20 protein-coding genes are annotated in these 16,565 nt (G+C 45.9%); 10 read left to right on the plus strand and 10 right to left on the minus strand.

From position 1 onward, the window contains the following. From HA494_04030 to HA494_04040, 3 genes are all read right to left on the minus strand, one after another. Positions 1–1,069, minus strand: a 1,069-nt coding sequence (locus HA494_04030; protein ID NHV96939.1) for a glycosyltransferase family 4 protein, incomplete at its 3' end; no start/stop codon positions are given. Next, a complete protein-coding gene (locus tag HA494_04035) occupies positions 1,026–1,673 on the minus strand; it encodes a glycosyltransferase (GenBank protein ID NHV96940.1) in 648 nt (215 codons plus the stop codon). The genes HA494_04035 and HA494_04030, both read right to left, overlap by 44 nt. Positions 1,674–1,698: 25 nt before the next feature. Next, positions 1,699–1,953 (minus strand): hypothetical protein, encoded by a 255-nt coding sequence (locus HA494_04040; protein NHV96941.1) that lies wholly within the window; start codon positions 1,951–1,953, stop codon positions 1,699–1,701. Between the two features lie 94 nt (positions 1,954–2,047). Between HA494_04040 and HA494_04045 the strand changes: the two genes are divergently transcribed. The 4 genes from HA494_04045 (at position 2,048) to HA494_04060 (ending at position 5,091) form a co-directional block, all read left to right on the plus strand. After that, positions 2,048–2,341 (plus strand): RNA-binding protein, encoded by a 294-nt coding sequence (locus HA494_04045; protein NHV96942.1) that lies wholly within the window; start codon positions 2,048–2,050, stop codon positions 2,339–2,341. A gap of 91 nt (positions 2,342–2,432) precedes the next feature. Next, the gene (locus HA494_04050) at positions 2,433–3,950 is read left to right on the plus strand and encodes a leucyl aminopeptidase (GenBank protein ID NHV96943.1); all 1,518 of its coding nucleotides are present in this window, start codon (positions 2,433–2,435) and stop codon (positions 3,948–3,950) included. Between the two features lie 47 nt (positions 3,951–3,997). Further along, positions 3,998–4,417, plus strand: coding sequence for a YjbQ family protein (locus HA494_04055; GenBank protein ID NHV96944.1), 420 nt, complete (start codon positions 3,998–4,000; stop codon positions 4,415–4,417). Between the two features lie 2 nt (positions 4,418–4,419). Then, a complete protein-coding gene (locus HA494_04060) occupies positions 4,420–5,091 on the plus strand; it encodes a hypothetical protein (protein ID NHV96945.1) in 672 nt (223 codons plus the stop codon). 95 nt (positions 5,092–5,186) lie between these two features. On the opposite strand, the gene HA494_04065 is transcribed toward HA494_04060, so the two are convergent. Then, positions 5,187–5,945 carry a site-specific DNA-methyltransferase gene (locus HA494_04065; protein ID NHV96946.1) on the minus strand — a complete coding sequence of 253 codons (759 nt, stop codon included), beginning with the start codon at positions 5,943–5,945 and terminating at the stop codon, positions 5,187–5,189. A 65-nt stretch (positions 5,946–6,010) separates the two neighbouring features. Between HA494_04065 and HA494_04070 the strand changes: the two genes are divergently transcribed. Further along, a complete protein-coding gene (locus HA494_04070) occupies positions 6,011–6,337 on the plus strand; it encodes an Lrp/AsnC family transcriptional regulator (GenBank protein NHV96947.1) in 327 nt (108 codons plus the stop codon). Here the strand turns inward: HA494_04070 and HA494_04075 are convergent, their stop codons facing one another. Genes HA494_04075 through HA494_04085 form a run of 3 tightly spaced genes read right to left on the minus strand, consistent with a single transcriptional unit; the run spans position 6,338 to position 8,273 of the window. Continuing rightward, the gene (locus HA494_04075; GenBank protein ID NHV96948.1) at positions 6,338–6,847 is read right to left on the minus strand and encodes a gamma carbonic anhydrase family protein; all 510 of its coding nucleotides are present in this window, start codon (positions 6,845–6,847) and stop codon (positions 6,338–6,340) included. It abuts the gene before it with no gap. A gap of 3 nt (positions 6,848–6,850) precedes the next feature. Beyond that, a complete protein-coding gene (gene lipA, locus HA494_04080) occupies positions 6,851–7,714 on the minus strand; it encodes a lipoyl synthase (protein ID NHV96949.1) in 864 nt (287 codons plus the stop codon). 10 nt (positions 7,715–7,724) lie between these two features. Then, the gene (locus HA494_04085; GenBank protein ID NHV96950.1) at positions 7,725–8,273 is read right to left on the minus strand and encodes an NUDIX hydrolase; all 549 of its coding nucleotides are present in this window, start codon (positions 8,271–8,273) and stop codon (positions 7,725–7,727) included. Positions 8,274–8,374: 101 nt separating this feature from the next. On the opposite strand from HA494_04085, the gene HA494_04090 reads away from it, so the two are divergent. Next, a complete protein-coding gene (locus HA494_04090) occupies positions 8,375–9,808 on the plus strand; it encodes a DNA-directed DNA polymerase II small subunit (GenBank protein ID NHV96951.1) in 1,434 nt (477 codons plus the stop codon). On the opposite strand, the gene HA494_04095 is transcribed toward HA494_04090, so the two are convergent. Continuing rightward, positions 9,801–10,994, minus strand: coding sequence for an AAA family ATPase (locus HA494_04095; protein ID NHV96952.1), 1,194 nt, complete (start codon positions 10,992–10,994; stop codon positions 9,801–9,803). The genes HA494_04090 and HA494_04095 overlap by 8 nt on opposite strands. A gap of 520 nt (positions 10,995–11,514) precedes the next feature. On the opposite strand from HA494_04095, the gene HA494_04100 reads away from it, so the two are divergent. Then, positions 11,515–11,931: a hypothetical protein gene (locus HA494_04100; GenBank protein ID NHV96953.1), complete on the plus strand. Its 417-nt coding sequence runs from the start codon at positions 11,515–11,517 to the stop codon at positions 11,929–11,931. Here the strand turns inward: HA494_04100 and HA494_04105 are convergent. Further along, the gene (locus HA494_04105) at positions 11,878–12,408 is read right to left on the minus strand and encodes a winged helix DNA-binding protein (protein NHV96954.1); all 531 of its coding nucleotides are present in this window, start codon (positions 12,406–12,408) and stop codon (positions 11,878–11,880) included. The genes HA494_04100 and HA494_04105 overlap by 54 nt on opposite strands. Before the next feature lie 34 nt (positions 12,409–12,442). Beyond that, the gene (locus tag HA494_04110; GenBank protein NHV96955.1) at positions 12,443–12,841 is read right to left on the minus strand and encodes a hypothetical protein; all 399 of its coding nucleotides are present in this window, start codon (positions 12,839–12,841) and stop codon (positions 12,443–12,445) included. A gap of 161 nt (positions 12,842–13,002) precedes the next feature. Here HA494_04110 and HA494_04115 point away from each other — a divergent pair, with 161 nt between their 5' ends. From HA494_04115 to polC, 3 genes are all read left to right on the plus strand, one after another. Continuing rightward, positions 13,003–13,263, plus strand: a complete 261-nt coding sequence (locus HA494_04115; protein ID NHV96956.1) for a hypothetical protein — start codon at positions 13,003–13,005, stop codon at positions 13,261–13,263. Next, positions 13,208–14,017, plus strand: a complete 810-nt coding sequence (locus HA494_04120) for a geranylgeranylglyceryl/heptaprenylglyceryl phosphate synthase (protein ID NHV96957.1) — start codon at positions 13,208–13,210, stop codon at positions 14,015–14,017. The genes HA494_04115 and HA494_04120 overlap by 56 nt, the downstream gene beginning before the upstream one ends. Continuing rightward, positions 14,017–16,565, plus strand: a 2,549-nt coding sequence (gene polC / locus HA494_04125; GenBank protein NHV96958.1) for a DNA polymerase II large subunit, incomplete at its 3' end; no start/stop codon positions are given. The genes HA494_04120 and polC, both read left to right, overlap by 1 nt.

The following is a 16,565-nucleotide window of genomic DNA, read 5'->3' on the forward strand; positions in this document are numbered from 1 at the left end:
CAAGATCCTTCGACTCCAACACCCTTAAGATGCCCCAAGCAAGCGAATCTGGGTTATTTGGGTAGACCTTTACCCCCGTCTTCTCGTGCTCTACGATTTCTGATAGCCCGCCTGTGTCTGACGCTACCACAGGGCACCCGGCAGCCATAGCCTCTAATGCTACAATCCCGAAGGGTTCGTAGAGCGATGGTATTACGCAGACATCAGCCGCTAGAAATAGCCGCCTTATTGTGTCGGTATCTAGGTAGCCTGTAACGTGCACCTTGCCTCCTAGTCCTCTCTCAGCAACCCTCTTCACCACCTCGCTTCTCAAATACCCGTCTCCAGCTATAACGAACTTCGCCTCAACCTTCTGGAGCACCTTAGGTATAGCGTCTAGAAGCACGTGAACACCCTTCTCCACAACCAACCTACCTACGAAGAGCACGAGCTTCTCACCCCTCTCAGCAAACCTACTCCTAACCTCCCCGACACCCTTCAGATTCGTGAAGATCGCTGGGTCTATGCCATTCGGTATAACTCTGATCTTTTCATAGGGCACACCAAGAACCTTGTTCACTTGCTCAGCCATAAAGTGGCTGCAGCAGATAACCCGCTTAGATTCTGAACCTAACCACACCTCAATCTCGTGTATCATCCGATTATAATCTGAGAAGACACCACCTCTACGCCCATACTCTGTCGCGTGTATCGTGCTCACAAGAGGTACCCTGTTTAGATGCTTTAACCCGATGCCGGCCTTTGCAGCCAACCAGTCGTGCGCGTGTATAATTATAGAGCCCCCTTGCTTGGACTTAATGATCTGGGTAGCGGCACGCTGCATATTCAGATTCATCAGCTGAACCCAAGCAGCAAAGTCAGGGGTAGGGAGATTATAGGAGTCGAACCTATGAACCTCAACGCCTTCAACAACCTCATACTCGGGCGTATTAGGGAAGTCACAAGTCACCACATGCACCTCAACACCCAACTTAACCAAGTTGATAGACAGATTGTAGACGTGGGGCGCTATACCCCCTATGATTCTAGGTGGAAACTCCCAGGTTAGCATAACCGCCTTTAAACCCATCCTGCCTCACACTTCGATAAGCTTCCAACACCCCCTCCAACCAACGCTCAGTATACGGCTTCACAACCTTAATCTTACCAGCCACACCACCAACCTTAGATGCGACTTCGCTCTTCATCCACTCTGAGCTAACAACTATACAATCTGCCTCTCTGCAGCCGAGCTCCTCCACACTCTCAATCGCTATGTTGAGTGGCGCCGCTGAGTTCGCGGAACGATGCCTCTCTAAACTATGTATAGTATAAACAAATGGTACTTCGAATCGATCTTTAAGAGCAAGCGCAGCGTCAACCGTTATCCATTCATGCGCATCTATCACATCGAATGAACCTAGGTTGTGAATTAGGTCAGCGGCAACAGCTTGTAGTCGTGTAGCGAAGAGAAGAGACCAGACGACGATGTTGGTTGTTACGCTGATAGGGGGCTTAACCCTCTTCACAACAACCCCATCGTCTACATCCACCCTCTCTTCTGAAGGAGCGTATGTTAACACATAAACTTCGACGCCTCCTTCTTTAAGCCTCCTAGCTAATCCACGCACGTACCAAGCCATCTCGCCTATGATATGTGGGGGATACTCCCAGCTCAGAATAATTACCCTCAAAGCGGTTCAACCGCTTTCTATTCTGCTAGCTAAAGCAGGAGCAGACTTTTATTATGCCTTTTGGGCTCAAATAATACGCCTTTTCACCACCCTCTGATATAGTGCTCTCAACGTAGCCTTGCGCTTCGCTGTGCCCAAGCAGCCTCTTTAACTCCTCTATGCTAATAGAGAGTATGGCAGCCAACTCATCAAGCTTCTTAGCGCGTTTGGCGGTGACCGCTCCGAGGTTATGCATATATAAGAGGGGTTTGTCCTCTTGCCCTAACTTGTCCTCAACCATCAGACCTTGTTCACCACAAAATACCTTTTTAAGCCTTTTGCACCCAGCCTGCGACTACACATCTTTATACCTGTAGGATAGAGTGGAGAATGGGTTGAGCCAACCCAAGGTCATCATAGTTGGGACGACTAAACCAGTGCTCAACTACGTTACAGCTTGCATAACTCTCTTCAATAACGGAGAGAAGCGGATAAGACTCAGGGCTAGGGGTCGAGCTATAAACGTGGCTGTAGAGGTAGTACAGCTGCTTAGGAGTAGGTTTATGAAAGATGTGGTCATCAACGCCGCTAACATTGACGGGGATGTTGTGGTCGGTAGGGATGGCGTACCTTTTAGAGTCGCTGTTCTAGAGCTGGAGTTGGTGAGAAGTAGTGGTAAACCGCTGTAAATCTTAGCTGTAAACGCCCCTTTACAGAGGTTTGTGAACCACCAATAATATAAGTAGCGGTAGCTGCAGCAGACCTCGGTTGGTGGATATGTTGAATATCACGATCTCAACCGCCAAACTAGGGGATGTGGATGCACCGCTTCTTGCCACACTAATACCGGAAGATGTAAAGCAGCCGAGCGGTCAGATGGTTGAACTCGATGAGTTATTGGGGGGAGGCGTGTCAAAAGCGCTCTCCTCAGAAGCATTCAAAGGAAGACTCTATTCCAGCTTCCTACTCTACACCGCAAACAAGATCAAGGCGGATTACATTCTGCTCGCAGGCTTAGGACCAAGAGAAGAGCTGTCGGCTGAATCTTTCCGAATCGCCTCAGGTGAAGCTGCGCTTCGAGCGTCAAATCTAGGTGCTAGAAGGTATGCGCTCTACCTTGACCCGAGATCTGCAGAGTTCGGTGAGCAGAAGGTCGTTGAAGCTGTCGCAGAGGGTGCTGAGTTAGCCCTCTACACCTACACACGCTACAAGAGCCAGCCTGATAAGAAGAGTGTTGAAGAACTTATTCTAATTACTGATCGAAGCGACAACATACCTCAACTGAAGAAGGTAGTCGAGGACGCTCAAAAGGTTTGTGAAGGGGTTAAGTTGGCGAGAGATCTGACGAACACGCCAAGCAGCGACTTGACACCGACTCTATTTGCTGAAGAAGCAAAGAGGGTTGCCGAGAAGGTCGGGTTAGAGTGTGTAGTATTAGGTTTAGAGGAGATCAAGCAACTCGGTATGAACGGGGTGTTGAGCGTCTCAAGAGGTAGCAGGGAGGAGCCCAAGGTGGTCATCCTAAGGTATAGAGGCGGTAAGGCGGATGAAAAGCCAATAGTCCTTGTGGGTAAAGGTGTGACGTTTGACAGCGGTGGCATATCAATTAAACCTTCTGAAAAGATGGAGGATATGAAGTATGATAAGGCGGGAGCCGCAGCGGTGCTAGCAACTGTATATGCTGCTGCCAGCTTACACATACCACTGAATATTGTAGCTATCGCTCCGCTTGTGGAAAACCTCCCAAGCGGCTCAGCCTATAAGCCTGGTGACGTCATAAAGCACTATGGTGGTAAGACCTCTGAGGTTATAAGTACGGATGCCGAGGGGCGCCTCATCTTGGCCGATGTGCTCGCTTATGCTGTGGATAAGGAGAAGCCTCAAGCAATAATCGACCTAGCCACCCTAACTGGCGCTTGCGTTGTCGCTTTAGGTTCTCAGGCTTCTGGGCTCTTCGGCAACGACCAGGCGCTTATCGAGAGGGTTAAGAGGGCTGCTGAGGCGAGTGGTGAAAGGGTTTGGCAGCTACCCCTATGGAAAGAGTATTCTGAGCAGATCAGAAGCGACGTAGCAGATATAAAGAACTCAGGGGGGAGAGCGGCTGGTGCGATAACGGCAGCCGCGTTTCTAAGCAACTTCATAGGCACAACACCTTGGGTGCATTTAGATATAGCTGGCACAGCCTATACTGCCGAGGATGGGACAAAGGTGAAGACATATACACCAAAAGGCGCTACTGGTGTAGGTGTTAGGCTGCTGATAAAACTGCTGAAAGAGTGGGCTTCCACTTCACCCTAAACCACACAATTTTTAGCCGCCTTAAGCGCTTTAGATGCTGATAGAGTATGGCTGTGGTTACGAAGGAGATTCGTGTGCAAACAAGAGGCGAATGTGACATAGTAAATTTGACTGATAGGGTGCAAGAAGCCGTAGGGAGCAGCGGGTTAAAAGACGGAGTGGTTGCAGTGTTTGTAGGAGGCTCAACAGCTGCGATAACAACTATAGAGTATGAGCCTGGGTTGCTGCAAGATCTACCAGCTGCTTTAGAGAGGGTCGCGCCTAAGAATGTTGAGTATAAGCATGAGGAGATGTGGCACGATGGTAATGGGCATTCACATGTTAGAGCGTCGATACTTGGACCTAGTCTGGTCGTCCCTTTCAAGGAGAGGCGGCTATGCTTGGGCACTTGGCAACAGATAGTCTTGGTCGAATTAGATATAAGGGCACGCTCAAGGAACATCATTCTACAGATTTTAGGGGAGTAAGGTTGAGGTTTGACGTGCCTCACTATAGGCAGACTACAGAATACACCTGTGGTCCAGCTTGCGTTATGATGGTCTTAAAGTTCTTTAACAAAGACATCGAGTTTAGTAAAAGAAGCGAGTTTGATATCTGGCGTGAGTGCAATATGATCGGTGCTTTGGGTGCAGATGTCTTCAGCCTCTCACTACCTCTTATAAAGAGGGGGCTGAAAGTGAAGATCTTAACTGAGAGAAAAGAAACGATTCCGATAAGGCGAATAGTGCAGAAATGGGGCGAAGAGAGGGGAAGAATTGCTAAGTATGTGATGCAACTATCATACGAGAAGGTGAGGAGCGCTGGAATGAAGATCGTCTTTAGAAGTCCTAAAGTAGATGATGTGAGAGAGGCGCTCGCTGAAGGTACTTTACCCATTGTCTTGGTGAATCTGTATGAGATGCACCGCTATAACATACCACATTGGGTTGTAGTTACCGGTTTTGATAGCGGATACGTGTATCTTAACGATCCGCTCAAAAGAAAAGGTGGCTACAGAGTGAAGGAGGACGTGTTCATTAGATCTATGGGAAGATTGGCTGCTAAAATAGGCGTGAGCAGAAGCCTACTTAAAGCTTGGCAGAGCTACTCTTGCAACTATCTTGCCAACCAAGTCTTGGGTTCATCTAAGTTAATGTCGTAGCTTAAGATAACTGTTCACTAATTCTTAGCCGCATTTTTGAAATCCTCAACTCTTCCACTTATCTTATGCCTCTCTTTGTTAGTTTCACGCCTCATTCATTTCGTCAGGTTAGTTAATGGTATGTGATTCAGCTTCAATTTCTCTCCTACCCTTTTCTTAAGCTGTGAGTTTATTTCTATGCCTATGCATCTTCTATCCAGCTTTAAGCAAGCTTTCATTGTTGTTCCTGAGCCTAAAACTGGGTCTACAACTAAGTCTCCTGGGTTGGATGAGACTTTTATGCATCTTTCAACCAGCTCGTCCGGCAGTTCGTTTCCTGCTGTTTCCTCTCCGTGGTGGTATGGTCTTTTAATGATCCAGACGTCCTCTGCGTAGTGTTCTGGCTTGTTGAAGGTGTAGTCGTCTTCGTCTTTGACTAGTAGGAGGAGGTGGTAGTGTGATGTGACGAATCTTTTTCTGGTGAAGACCCCGAACTGATACTTCCAGATCACGTGGTTAAGCTGCTTGAAGCCGGCGTCTTCAACAGCATCCAAAACCCATCTGAGATTATTCCAGCCAGAGACAAGCCACATACTCCCGTTATCCTTAAGGTTTTCATAACACCACTTAGCCAAATCCTTTATGAATCCTGGATAATCCTCTTTTGGTACTTCGATGTAGGAGAGGGTGTCAGGAGTTCTGTTATAGGTTTCGAGGTTACCCTTAAAATCTATACCAAACGGCGGGTCGGCAAATATTAGGTTCGCTCTAACATTAAGTTTAACATTGCGGAAATCGTCGAAGACTATCAAGTGGTCATCATCGATCTTAAGCACGCTTCCAGTCTTACACGAGAGTAATCTTCTCCTACCCACCTTGACCCCTTCAATAGATGATAAAGCGTCCTCCTATAAAGATATGCGGTCATTAGTTTTGCTTTATGCTGAGTCAGTTATGGTTCTACCTTGTCAGCAGCGATTTGATGAAGTGTGCTTCAGAAAACTTTTACTACCTCCTCTTTAGCCGCCTAATGTGGATGATATCAGCATACGTGTTGATTGAAGTTGAACCCGGCTTGGACAAGAAGGTTTTAGATGAAGTGAGGAAACTCGATGGGGTTTCTGAAGCGTATTTTGTGATGGGAAGTTATGATATTATTGCTGTGGTAAAGGACGCGTCGCAATCTGATCTTAAGTATAAGGTTTCAAAGGGGATAAGAGGCATAAAGGGTGTGAGGCACACCTATACGCTTCCAGTCATAACCTAACTATTTTAAATTTAGATATGTGTTCTTCAATTTAACGTACGCTGCTGCGCTCTTGGTTATCCTCTCTTTATCGTCTTCAGTAATAGACCGGGTCACTCGAGCTGGTACACCAATTGCTAAAGAGAAGGCGGGGATATCAGAACCCTCAGTTACTACAGCACCAGAACCAATAATACACCACTCGCCAACCTTGGCGCCATTAAGAATGCGGGCGCCGATTCCAATTATGCAGTTAGACGCAATCTGGCAGCCGTGAAGTATCGCGCCGTGGCCTACGGTCACTCTATCGCCTACTGTGACTTTGTACCCAGCATCTGTATGTAGCACGCAGCAGTCTTGTATGTTCGTCTCGATACCGATTTTAATGGATTCAGCCTCAGCCCTAACCACCGCATTGAACCAGATGCTCGAATCATCTCCCACTTCTACATCACCAACAACATAAGCGCTCTCTGATACAAACACACGTCGCCCGATCTTAGGCTTCTTACTGTTGATAGAAATGAGCAAGCCTCACACCTTCAAATGCTGTAGGATTTCAGCCGCGTTAAATGAGCTGCGTACTAAGGGCGCCGATGCTACGAATGCGAAGCCCATCTGCTCAGCCGCTTCCCTAAACCTTTCGAAGGTCTCTGGTTTTACGTACCTCTTAACTTCAAGCCTGCTGTTAGTTGGTTTAAGATACTGCCCTATAGTTATTATGTCGCAGCCAGTATTCCTAATATCTCTTATAGCCTCTAAGACTTCTTCATCTGTTTCTCCTAACCCAACCATAAGCCCAGACTTGGTCAGCACATCGGGCGCTTTATCCTTCGCATATTTGAGCAGCCATAAAGAGCGATCATAATCTGATTTAGGCTTTATGATAGGGTGTAGGCGACGCACCGTTTCCAAATTATGATTTAAGATCGTCGGCTTAGCCTCGAGCACAAGGTCTATTGCCTCCTTTGATCCGCAGAAGTCTGGAACAAGAAGCTCTATTGTTGCGTCTGGTTTAACTCTTCTAATCGCTTCCACCGTAGCGGCAAACTGACCTGCACCTTTGTCCGGAAGGTCGTCTCGATCGACTGATGTAACTACAACATGCTTTAACCCAAGCCGCTTAACCGCTTCGGCAACCCGGTCAGGCTCAGATTTATCGACAGGCTCAGGTCTGCCTTTAGACACAGCACAGAATGGGCAGTTACGTGTACAAACAGAGCCAAGGATCATAAATGTGGCTGTGCCTCTACTAAAGCAGCTGGCCCTATTAGGGCATAGGGCGCTCTCACAAACAGTGTTTAAAGACAGGTTTCTTAAAGTAGATTCGACTCTCTTTAGCGTTCCCGCTGCGGGTATCTTAACTCGTATCCACGGTGGTATGCGCTCACACACCAAGAGAGCCACCTTAAACTGCCTTACCTTCTCTTTTCAAAAGGGCATAGAGTAAGATGGCACATATAGTCTTAACGTCTCTTATTTCGCCGCTTCTGATAAGTTGGAGAGCTCCATCAAGATCGATCCTCTTAACCTCTATTGACTCATCGGGCATAGGTTTCATATCACCCGCTTCGAGCTCAGTAGCCATGAAAAGCCACATAAATTCATTACTATAGCCAGGTGCAAGATAAAATGCTGTAAGGGGAGTAAGTTTACCAACGTGATAACCCGTCTCTTCAAGCAGCTCACGTGCAGCACACTTCTCCGGCGATTCACCCTCCTCAACAGTCCCTGCAGGTATCTCGAGGAGGTCGGAGCCTATAACATACCTAAACTGCTTAATTAAGACTAATCTTCCATCTTCAAGCACAGGTAGAATACCTACACTACCGCGATGCGTGACCTTCTCTCTTACTGCTGTGCGCCCTGAGGGTAAGAGCACAGTATCTTTGACGAGTGATATAACACGTCCGCTATAGATTAAGTCTGATTTCAAAGTCTTCAGAGGGGTGCTCATACTATAGCTGTTAAGCTTCTTAACACTTAAGAGTTCGGGTAATAGAAGACGCTTTATCTAACCTCCTATTTCACCATACCTAACCTGTAGTTGACGTCAAGATGTCTGATAGTTTAGCCCAAATAATACGGGACACCGTTGCGAAAGGGTATCAAATTGAGCCGAAAGCATTCGATCTTATGCAGCGTATCTCAAAAAGCGTTGATTTGTCCGAGTTGATTAACGAAGTGATCAAACAGAAGGGCGATGATAAAACGATTAGAGTAGAGGATATTGAACGCTTCTTGAAGAGAGAGGACAAAGAAGTTGTAAAAGAGATAGTACATGAAATTGAGGGGCCACTTAACTTTAAGATTCTACTAAATATCACTAAACTAAAAACAGTTCCGGGAACGGTAGGATACCAGCGTCTATTCTCAAGCCGATATAGGAAACTCCTGAATCTGATAAGGAAGAGAGTCGATAGCGGCAATCTTCTCACAATATCTGAGGTAGGTGGTGAGAGATCTACCAAGGTGGCTGGCTTAGTCTATTCAAAAAATGTTAGAAGGGGCTCTGCAACCATAGTTTTGGAAGACGAAACTGGTAGAGTAGAAGCTACAGCCTTTGACTCCCAAATCGTAAAGAACATTCAAGAAATACCTTTGGACTCACTGGTAGTTGCTACAATATCTTCAGGTAAAAGAGCGTTCATCGTCGAATCTATAAGCTTGCCTGATGTGCCCGAGCACATACCTAACACCGCCAAAAGGAAGGTCTACGCTGCTTTGACGTCGGATCTACATGTAGGCAGCAAATTCTTCTTAAAAGATGCCTTTCAAGCATTTATCAAATGGCTGAGTCGACGGGAAGACGAGGTGGCAGCCCGCTTACGCTACCTTCTGATCTGCGGCGACACCATAGATGGGGTAGGTGTTTACCCCAATCAAGATAAAGAGCTGGAAACAGCCGATGTTACTAAGCAGATAGCCGAACTGACTGACCTTCTAAAGCTGATCCCTAGCTATATACAGATCTTCATCTGCCCAGGTAACCACGAACCTGTCAGGCAAGCTCAACCACAGCCACCGATCTCTGGGAGCTTTGCTGAACCTCTAACCAAGCTTCCAAACGTCCATCTAGTCAGCAACCCCGCATGGCTAGAAGTAGAAGGCGTTAAAATATTGATGTACCATGGTAGGAGCTTGGAAGATATCGTAGCAACAACCCCAGGCTTAAGTGTTGAAAGACCCGCGATAGCTATGAGAAGCCTTCTAAAGGCTAGGCACCTAGCACCAGTCTACGGAAGAAGAACACCAATCTTACCAGCTGAAGAAGATCTTCTCGTTATTGAAGAAATCCCGGATATTTTCCATTCTGGACATGTGCATATACTCGATTCTGAACGTTACAGAGGCTGCCTTCTCCTAAACACAGGGACATGGCAGATGCAGACAAGTTATCAACTTGACATGGGTATAACCCCAACGCCAGCGATCTTACCTATAGTTGATCTCTCCACGCTGCAGGTCATAACAATAGATTTTTCTAAATAAGAGAGGATACAACAGGATCTTGAGCGAACACATCCAGAATAAGTGATTTAGGCACCAAAAGAGTAACCTGTTTAGATCGACCGTAACGCCCCTTACTTAAAACGTCAGCAGATACCAACCCCTGCATATCTAATTCAGAAAGTATCCCACTTACCCTCCTAGGCGTAAGAATCTCCACACTCACCCTCTCACCTAAGGTAGAATACGTCTTATAGATTGAACCTGTCGTCGGCGCGGTCTCACACCGCACAACAGCCAAGAGAACCAGCTTCGCTTGAAGAGGAAGGACTTTAAGCGCTTCAATCAACCTATCCTGCTCCATCTTCTGTAGCGCAATTCTAATATGCCGTTCTTCAACCCTCGTAGAACCCTCCCGCTCAGCTACTTCAGCAGACACCCTCAGCAAATCAACTGCTCTCCTAGCATCTCCATGCTCTGAACCCGCTAAGGCGGCGCAGAGATTTATTGCAGCATCAGTTATACACGCCTCGTTAAAGGCAAGCTTGACGCGATCCTCTAAAATTAGTCGTAGCTCTTCGACGGAGTAGGGTGGAAAAACCATCTCCTCCTCACCTAAACTGCTCAAAACGCGGGGATCAAGGAGTTCCTTAAACCTAAGATCGTTTGATATTCCAATCAACGAAACACTACCCGGGCTTAGAATGTCATGTGAACGTGTTAATTCGTAAAGAAGATTACCAGATGAATTCTTCGCCAAAAAATCTATCTCATCGAGCACGACAAGCAGATTTAGATTCTTGTCTGAGATCTGAGAAGCGACCCTACTGTACGCCTCACCAAGAGATAAGCCTGTAAAGGGTAAATTAACGCCAACGGTATCAGCAAGATCCAAAATAACCCTATACTCGGTGCCAGCTAACCTACAATTAGAGTAACAAAGACAGATCGTTAGGTTAAGATCTTTTGCTTTCGCAGCCAATTCCTTGAGAACCAGGCGAGCGGTGGCGGTCTTACCTGTTCCGGTCTTTCCATAAAGGAGAATGTTAGAACAACGTTGCCTACGCAGGATAGGCGCGACGATCTGCGCTACAGCAGCTATTTGCTCATCTCTGAAAAGGAGTTTCGGCGGAATATAGTCAGGTCTCAAGGGCTCTGGATCTTTAATGATCCTCGAACCTTTCGCCGCCCTCGTAAATATTGAATCAAGCAGCCTCCTTTGATCCAAAGAATTTAAGTCAGCCAACACGCACACCCCACCACTTCCATAGCAAACTAGCCAACTTAATCATATTGACTATGTGTTATATTCACTAGCCCGTGCTTGGTTAAGCACCGGGAACTATAATTGCATTTAGACTAAAATAAGAGACAAGCAGCTAAAATGATGTTCAGCAAATAAAAGGAGAAAAAATGATGCTCTTCACTAGAAACATAGGGGTCCCCCTCCCTTGTCAACCGCTGTGAAAAAGATGGCTCTTTTGGAAATTTCTAACCCCTTTATTTCCACTGGAACATAATCTTACCTTTTTTCCGCTGTTAAAGAGCGTGCAACAAGACCCCTCTTTTTCCACTGGAAAGAAATTAAGGAAAAACTTTAGCGACGACAAAGGTGATGTCAACAAGTGAATCTTGCCTACCATTTCCCTTCACTTCTCAATTGTTATTTGCAAACAATCTTTACCATATAGTTCACAAATTCACACCTACACAACTTAAGTCTTGCCGACTCCGTTCTTACTGAGCGAATGCCCAAACGGATGAAAATAGAGTTCACGGATGATGAGGGCAGTAAGTATACACTATCAGTAGAAGGTGTCCTTACTAAAGAAAAGATGAATAAGATAATAGAGGTCTATGAGTTTCTAGGCGGGGAGAGAGTTCAGAGCCAGTTAGAGGATAACACGATCTTCTCAAGGGTAGCAAGACTTATAGACGAGCAGTTCCCGGCTTCCACTTTTACGACATCTGACCTCCAAGCGGCATATGAAGATGTTTATCAACAACACATTAAGATCACGACCCTCTCAACCTACTTAAACAGACTAGTAGATAGAAGGATATTAAAGCGAGTGAGGGTCGGGGCAGGCTACCTTTACCGCAAAGTTTCCTTAAACACTAAGATCCACACTCTTAAGAGCAGCTCTACCCTTATCCGAGAGTGAATAAATGAACGGTCTGCCTCCACTCCTATCAAGAAACCCTCTCTCATAAAGCTCTTTGAGCGCTCTAGCAACATGCTCCCTGCTTCGACCAACAACCGACCTTACCTCAGATGGTGTTTTAGCACCCTCCCCTATACATCTGAGTATGCTTAACTCAAAGTCTCCTAAGGCTTCCCCCGTCTTTGTGACATCACCTTTGCTTTCTTGTGACATCACAACGCTTCCCAAACCCTTTTGAATTGCGGGCGCTCTAGAACGCTGCCTTTGCTCCTTCTCCACTTGACTTTCCAAGACATCTAAGCGCACTTGGAGGTCTACGATTCTTCCCTCTAACTTGTTTATTCTCCGCGAGTAATCCTCAGTTATTGCTAGAATAAGATCGTCAGCGTCTACCTTCTTTTTACTCTTTAGTTTAGGTGTCAGCAACGCTAATGTTGCGATCACTATCGCAGCAATGGCTAACGTAACTTCTAGCATCATTTTGATGACATGTGATGGTGATATATGACCTTTACTGTGATATCACAATAAGCCTCTTTATCGTCTTCTCTATCAATTCTATTATGTTTCTTTTTTCTGCCTCAGTGATTTCTGCACTCTTAATTTGGTTCAGTAACTCAGCAGCTCTATGCAGGGAAGAGAGAGCGTCTTGAGGGATTATACCTAAGTACATCAGTAAGAAGATTGTTTTCAACATTCTCTCTACTCGCCGACAAGCTTGCTTTTTTGTTCTTAAGTATGAGCCGAGTGTTATATTTTTTCTATCTCTTTTGAGAGCTCTCTCTTTTAATTTTTCAGATTTCATTAATCCATCTAGTTCACAAAGCAGTGTATCTGTTTGCGCCTTTGAGAGAATTGTTTCTTCTAGAAGTTGTTGTAACACGGTATCCTTCTCTAAGAGTGTTTTCAACATCGATTAAATATATACAGAACTGTATAATTAGCGTTATCGTTAGGGATGTTACTAAATAGCAAAGTCCTTTTGAAGATATTTTGCAGAGAGCATAAATACGGTAGGAATGCATTTCCTTTAAAGGAAAGGTGATCTTTTTAAAGATAGGAGATAATACTTTGGTTGGCTTGGGAAGGCGTAGAAGGAAAGTAATCCGTGTAGTTAAGAGAACCCTACCTAAAGTCTTCGGGTGCCCAAACTGCGGAGTAACGGCTGTAAAAGTTCATGTGGTTGAGGCGAGCAAGGCTAAGATCTCTTGCGGGAACTGTAAGCTCACCTTGAACTACGAATTTACCGGCAGAAAAGAAGTGATAGACATTTACAATGAGTTTGTGGATCAATTCATGGCAGGGAAGATCAAAAGTGAGCAGAAGGTATAAAGTGGAGGAGTATATAAAAGAGGAAATTAAAAGACATGGGGCCGTCTGCTTCGGGCTTATTGATTCTGAGGGTTTAGCTGAAAGCGAAGCTGCTGAAATCGCTAAGGAAATCGATGAAGCCGGTGTCACTGCGATCTTGGTAGGCGGATCTACAGCTATGGATCAATTAGAGCTCGACAACATTGTGAAGGCTCTTAAGAAGACGACGGCAAAACCCATTATCCTCTTCCCAAGTAACGTCACAGGTGTGGTTCCCAGCGCTGACGCTATCTTATTTAGCTCTCTATTAAATTCTGAGAACCCCTATTTTATAACAGAAGCGCAAGCTTTAGGCGCACTTTTAGTCAAAAAATATAATTTAGAAGCCATACCGATGGGATATCTCATAGTGGGAGAAGGCGGCGCCGCAGGTTTCATCGGGAGAGCTAGAGGAATACCTCAATCCAAACCGCAGATAGCAGCGATGTACGCATTAGCTGCGCAGTATTTGGGTATGCGTTTCCTCTACTTAGAAGCCGGATCTGGTGTGACATCACATGTGACATCACAAACGGTGAAAGCCGTTAGAAAAGTCTATGAGGGTACTCTGATCGTAGGCGGCGGCATAACAACACCAGACGTTGCGGCTGAATTGGTAAAGAACGGGGCTGAAATTCTGGTAGTAGGCACTCTTATCGAGTCTAAGGAAGGAAGGGTCATCTTGAGGGATATCGTAAAAGCCGCTGAACGTGCAAGGCAATGTGATATCACATGATGTCACAACTAGACAGCTTACTTAAAGGCGCTTTGTCTGACAGGCAGAAAGAATACTTTGCCCAGCTTCTTACATCTTTAGATAAAATGAGAGAGGTAGCCGCTAGAGCTAGAGCGAGAGGTCTTGATCCATCCACTTCTGTAGAGTCTATTCTTGCTTATGATTTGGCGGATCGTGTTGAGCTGCTTTTGGGTCTTAAAGTAGGTGAGAGGCTTAGAGCTCTTCTTGAGTCTGAAGCGAGTAGTGATAGGGCGGCTCTTATATTGGCTGAAGAAGTTGCGTTGGGAAAGTTTGGTTTTTTTGAGAAGGAGGAAGCTTTGGATTGGGGAGTCCGGGTCGGTTTAGCGGTTGTTACCGAAGGTGTGACGGTAGCACCTCTGCAGGGCATTTCTTCTGTGAAGATAAAGAAGAATGAGGATGGATCGAGTTATGCTGCGATCTACTTTGCCGGACCTATACGCTCAGCCGGAGGAACTGAGGCTGCGTTCACCGTTGTTTTGGCAGATCGTTTGAGAACAAAGCTTGGTTTGGATCGCTATAGATGTAATGCTTGGGGGGAGGATGAAGTTGGGCGATTTATAGAGGAGTTAAGAATCTATGAGCGTGAAGTAGGCAACTTTCAGTTTAAGGTTAGCGATGAAGACATCCGTTTAGCAATAACTAACTTACCAGTTGAAATTAACGGAGTTGAAACCGATCCGGTTGAGGTCGTTGTGCATCGCGGGATGAAGCGAATAGAAACGGATAGAGTTAGAGGTGGCGCGCTTAGAGTGCTTAACGACGGCATAATAGGGCGTGGGAGGAAGCTGATCAAGCTTGTCGAAGCATTATCCATACCTGGCTGGGAATGGCTGAGCAAGTTAAAAGGTGGTGTACAGCGCGATGTTGAAGAGTCGAGAGTTGAAGCTTCACACTTCCATGAAGTGATAGCTGGAAGACCTGTTCTTTCCTTCCCTAATCGAACTGGTGGTTTTAGACTTAGGTATGGCAGATCTTATAACACCGGGCTTTCTGTCGTTGGCATACATCCCTCAGTACCAGTACTATTAGATCACGCTGTAGTTGTGGGTACGCAGGTGAAGTTGGATGTGCCTGGTAAAGCTGCTACGATATCGTTTGTAGATCATATAGAGCCTCCTATAGTGAAGTTAGTCGATGGCTCTGTCGTCAGAGTTGAGAGCGTAGAGTTAGCGTATCGGGTTAGGGAAAATCTACAATCAATCCTATATTTGGGTGATATCTTGATCAGCTTCGGTGACTTCTTAGAAAATAATGTACGCCTTCTCCCCTCAGGATATGTTGAGGAGTGGTGGGCGCAGGATCTGAAGAAGCGTATTGACAGTGTTTATCGGAATGCTGTTGAATGCAGCAAAGCGATCGGATTAGATGAACAAATACTCCACGGTTTGATAGAGCGCCCAATTGAAACTAGGATCTCTTGCCAGACCGCTTTTACTTTAAGCGAGGCTCTTAATGTTCCTCTCCACCCAAGATACACATATTTTTGGGATCTTTTGCAGCTTAAGGATGTTTTTAGGCTGCGTAACGCGCTGAAAGTCGTTGACGACGCTTGTCTTGTAGATTTTGATGATAGAGACGTGAAGCAGATCTTAGAGGTGCTTGGTGTACCACATAAGCGAGGTGAGAAAGGTTGGTTAGTTGAGGGTGAGGATGCTAAAGCCCTTAAGCGAACTCTAAGGCTGGGAGAAAAATTAGAGATAACTGGTTGGGAGGATACGCTTTCTTTCCTCTCTAAGTGTGCTGGTGTGGAGATCAGACGTAAGTCTTCGGCCTTTGTTGGGGTTAGAGTAGGTAGGCCGGAGAAGGCTGTTATAAGGAAGATGAAGCCACCTGTTCACGTGCTCTTTCCCGTTGGTGAGCAAGGAGGTTCTAAGAGAGATCTTGTGGAGGCTGCTAGGAAAGGAAATCTATTTGTGGATCTAATTAACGCTGTCTGCGAAACCTGCGGCGCTCCCTCAACTTCAGCAAGTTGCCCTAACTGCGGCTCAGCTGTTAACTTGATTAAGAGTTGTCCCAACTGCGGTCGATCGTTTAAAGGCGAAGTTTGCCCCATCTGTAGGCTAAGTGGTGTACCTTACAAGACGACGGTTTACCCTATTAAGGAGGTGTTGAAGCGGGCTGAAGAGCAGCTTGGTGTTAAAGCGGCTTCACCTTTAAAAGGTGTTAAATCGCTTATGAACTTCACAAAGATACCAGAAGCCATAGAGAAGGGCATCCTTAGGCAAAAGCACAACTTATATGTGTACAAGGATGGAACAATACGGTTCGATGCTACTAATGTAGCTCTAACGCATTTCAAGCCAAATCAGATTGGTGTGCCCATAGAGCGTCTGAAAGCTCTTGGATACGAGGTCGATATATATGGTCGCCCTCTTGTAGAGGGTGAGCAGATCGTTGAGCTTTTCGTGCAAGACGTAATTCTGCCGATGGAAGCTGCTGCGCATCTTCTAAATGTAGCGAGATTTATTGACGAACTACTTACAAAGTTCTACGGGTTAGAAGCTGTTTACAACTTTAAAGACAAAGA

This window comes from Nitrososphaerota archaeon (genome assembly GCA_011605775.1).
Taxonomy (GTDB): Archaea; Thermoproteota; Nitrososphaeria; order Nitrososphaerales; family JAAOZN01; genus JAAOZN01.

Excerpts from the sequence above, each read along its gene's own strand:
- HA494_04100 (NHV96953.1), top strand. The coding sequence starts at position 11,515 with ATGCCCAAACGGATGAAAATAGAGTTCACGGATGATGAGGGCAGTAAG.
- HA494_04085 (NHV96950.1), bottom strand. The coding sequence starts at position 8,273 with ATGAGCACCCCTCTGAAGACTTTGAAATCAGACTTAATCTATAGCGGA.
- HA494_04090 (NHV96951.1), top strand. The coding sequence starts at position 8,375 with ATGTCTGATAGTTTAGCCCAAATAATACGGGACACCGTTGCGAAAGGG.
- HA494_04105 (NHV96954.1), bottom strand. The coding sequence starts at position 12,408 with ATGCTAGAAGTTACGTTAGCCATTGCTGCGATAGTGATCGCAACATTA.
- HA494_04040 (NHV96941.1), bottom strand. The coding sequence starts at position 1,953 with ATGGTTGAGGACAAGTTAGGGCAAGAGGACAAACCCCTCTTATATATG.
- HA494_04055 (NHV96944.1), top strand. The coding sequence starts at position 3,998 with ATGGCTGTGGTTACGAAGGAGATTCGTGTGCAAACAAGAGGCGAATGT.
- HA494_04120 (NHV96957.1), top strand. The coding sequence starts at position 13,208 with ATGAGTTTGTGGATCAATTCATGGCAGGGAAGATCAAAAGTGAGCAGA.
- HA494_04070 (NHV96947.1), top strand. The coding sequence starts at position 6,011 with ATGCTGAGTCAGTTATGGTTCTACCTTGTCAGCAGCGATTTGATGAAG.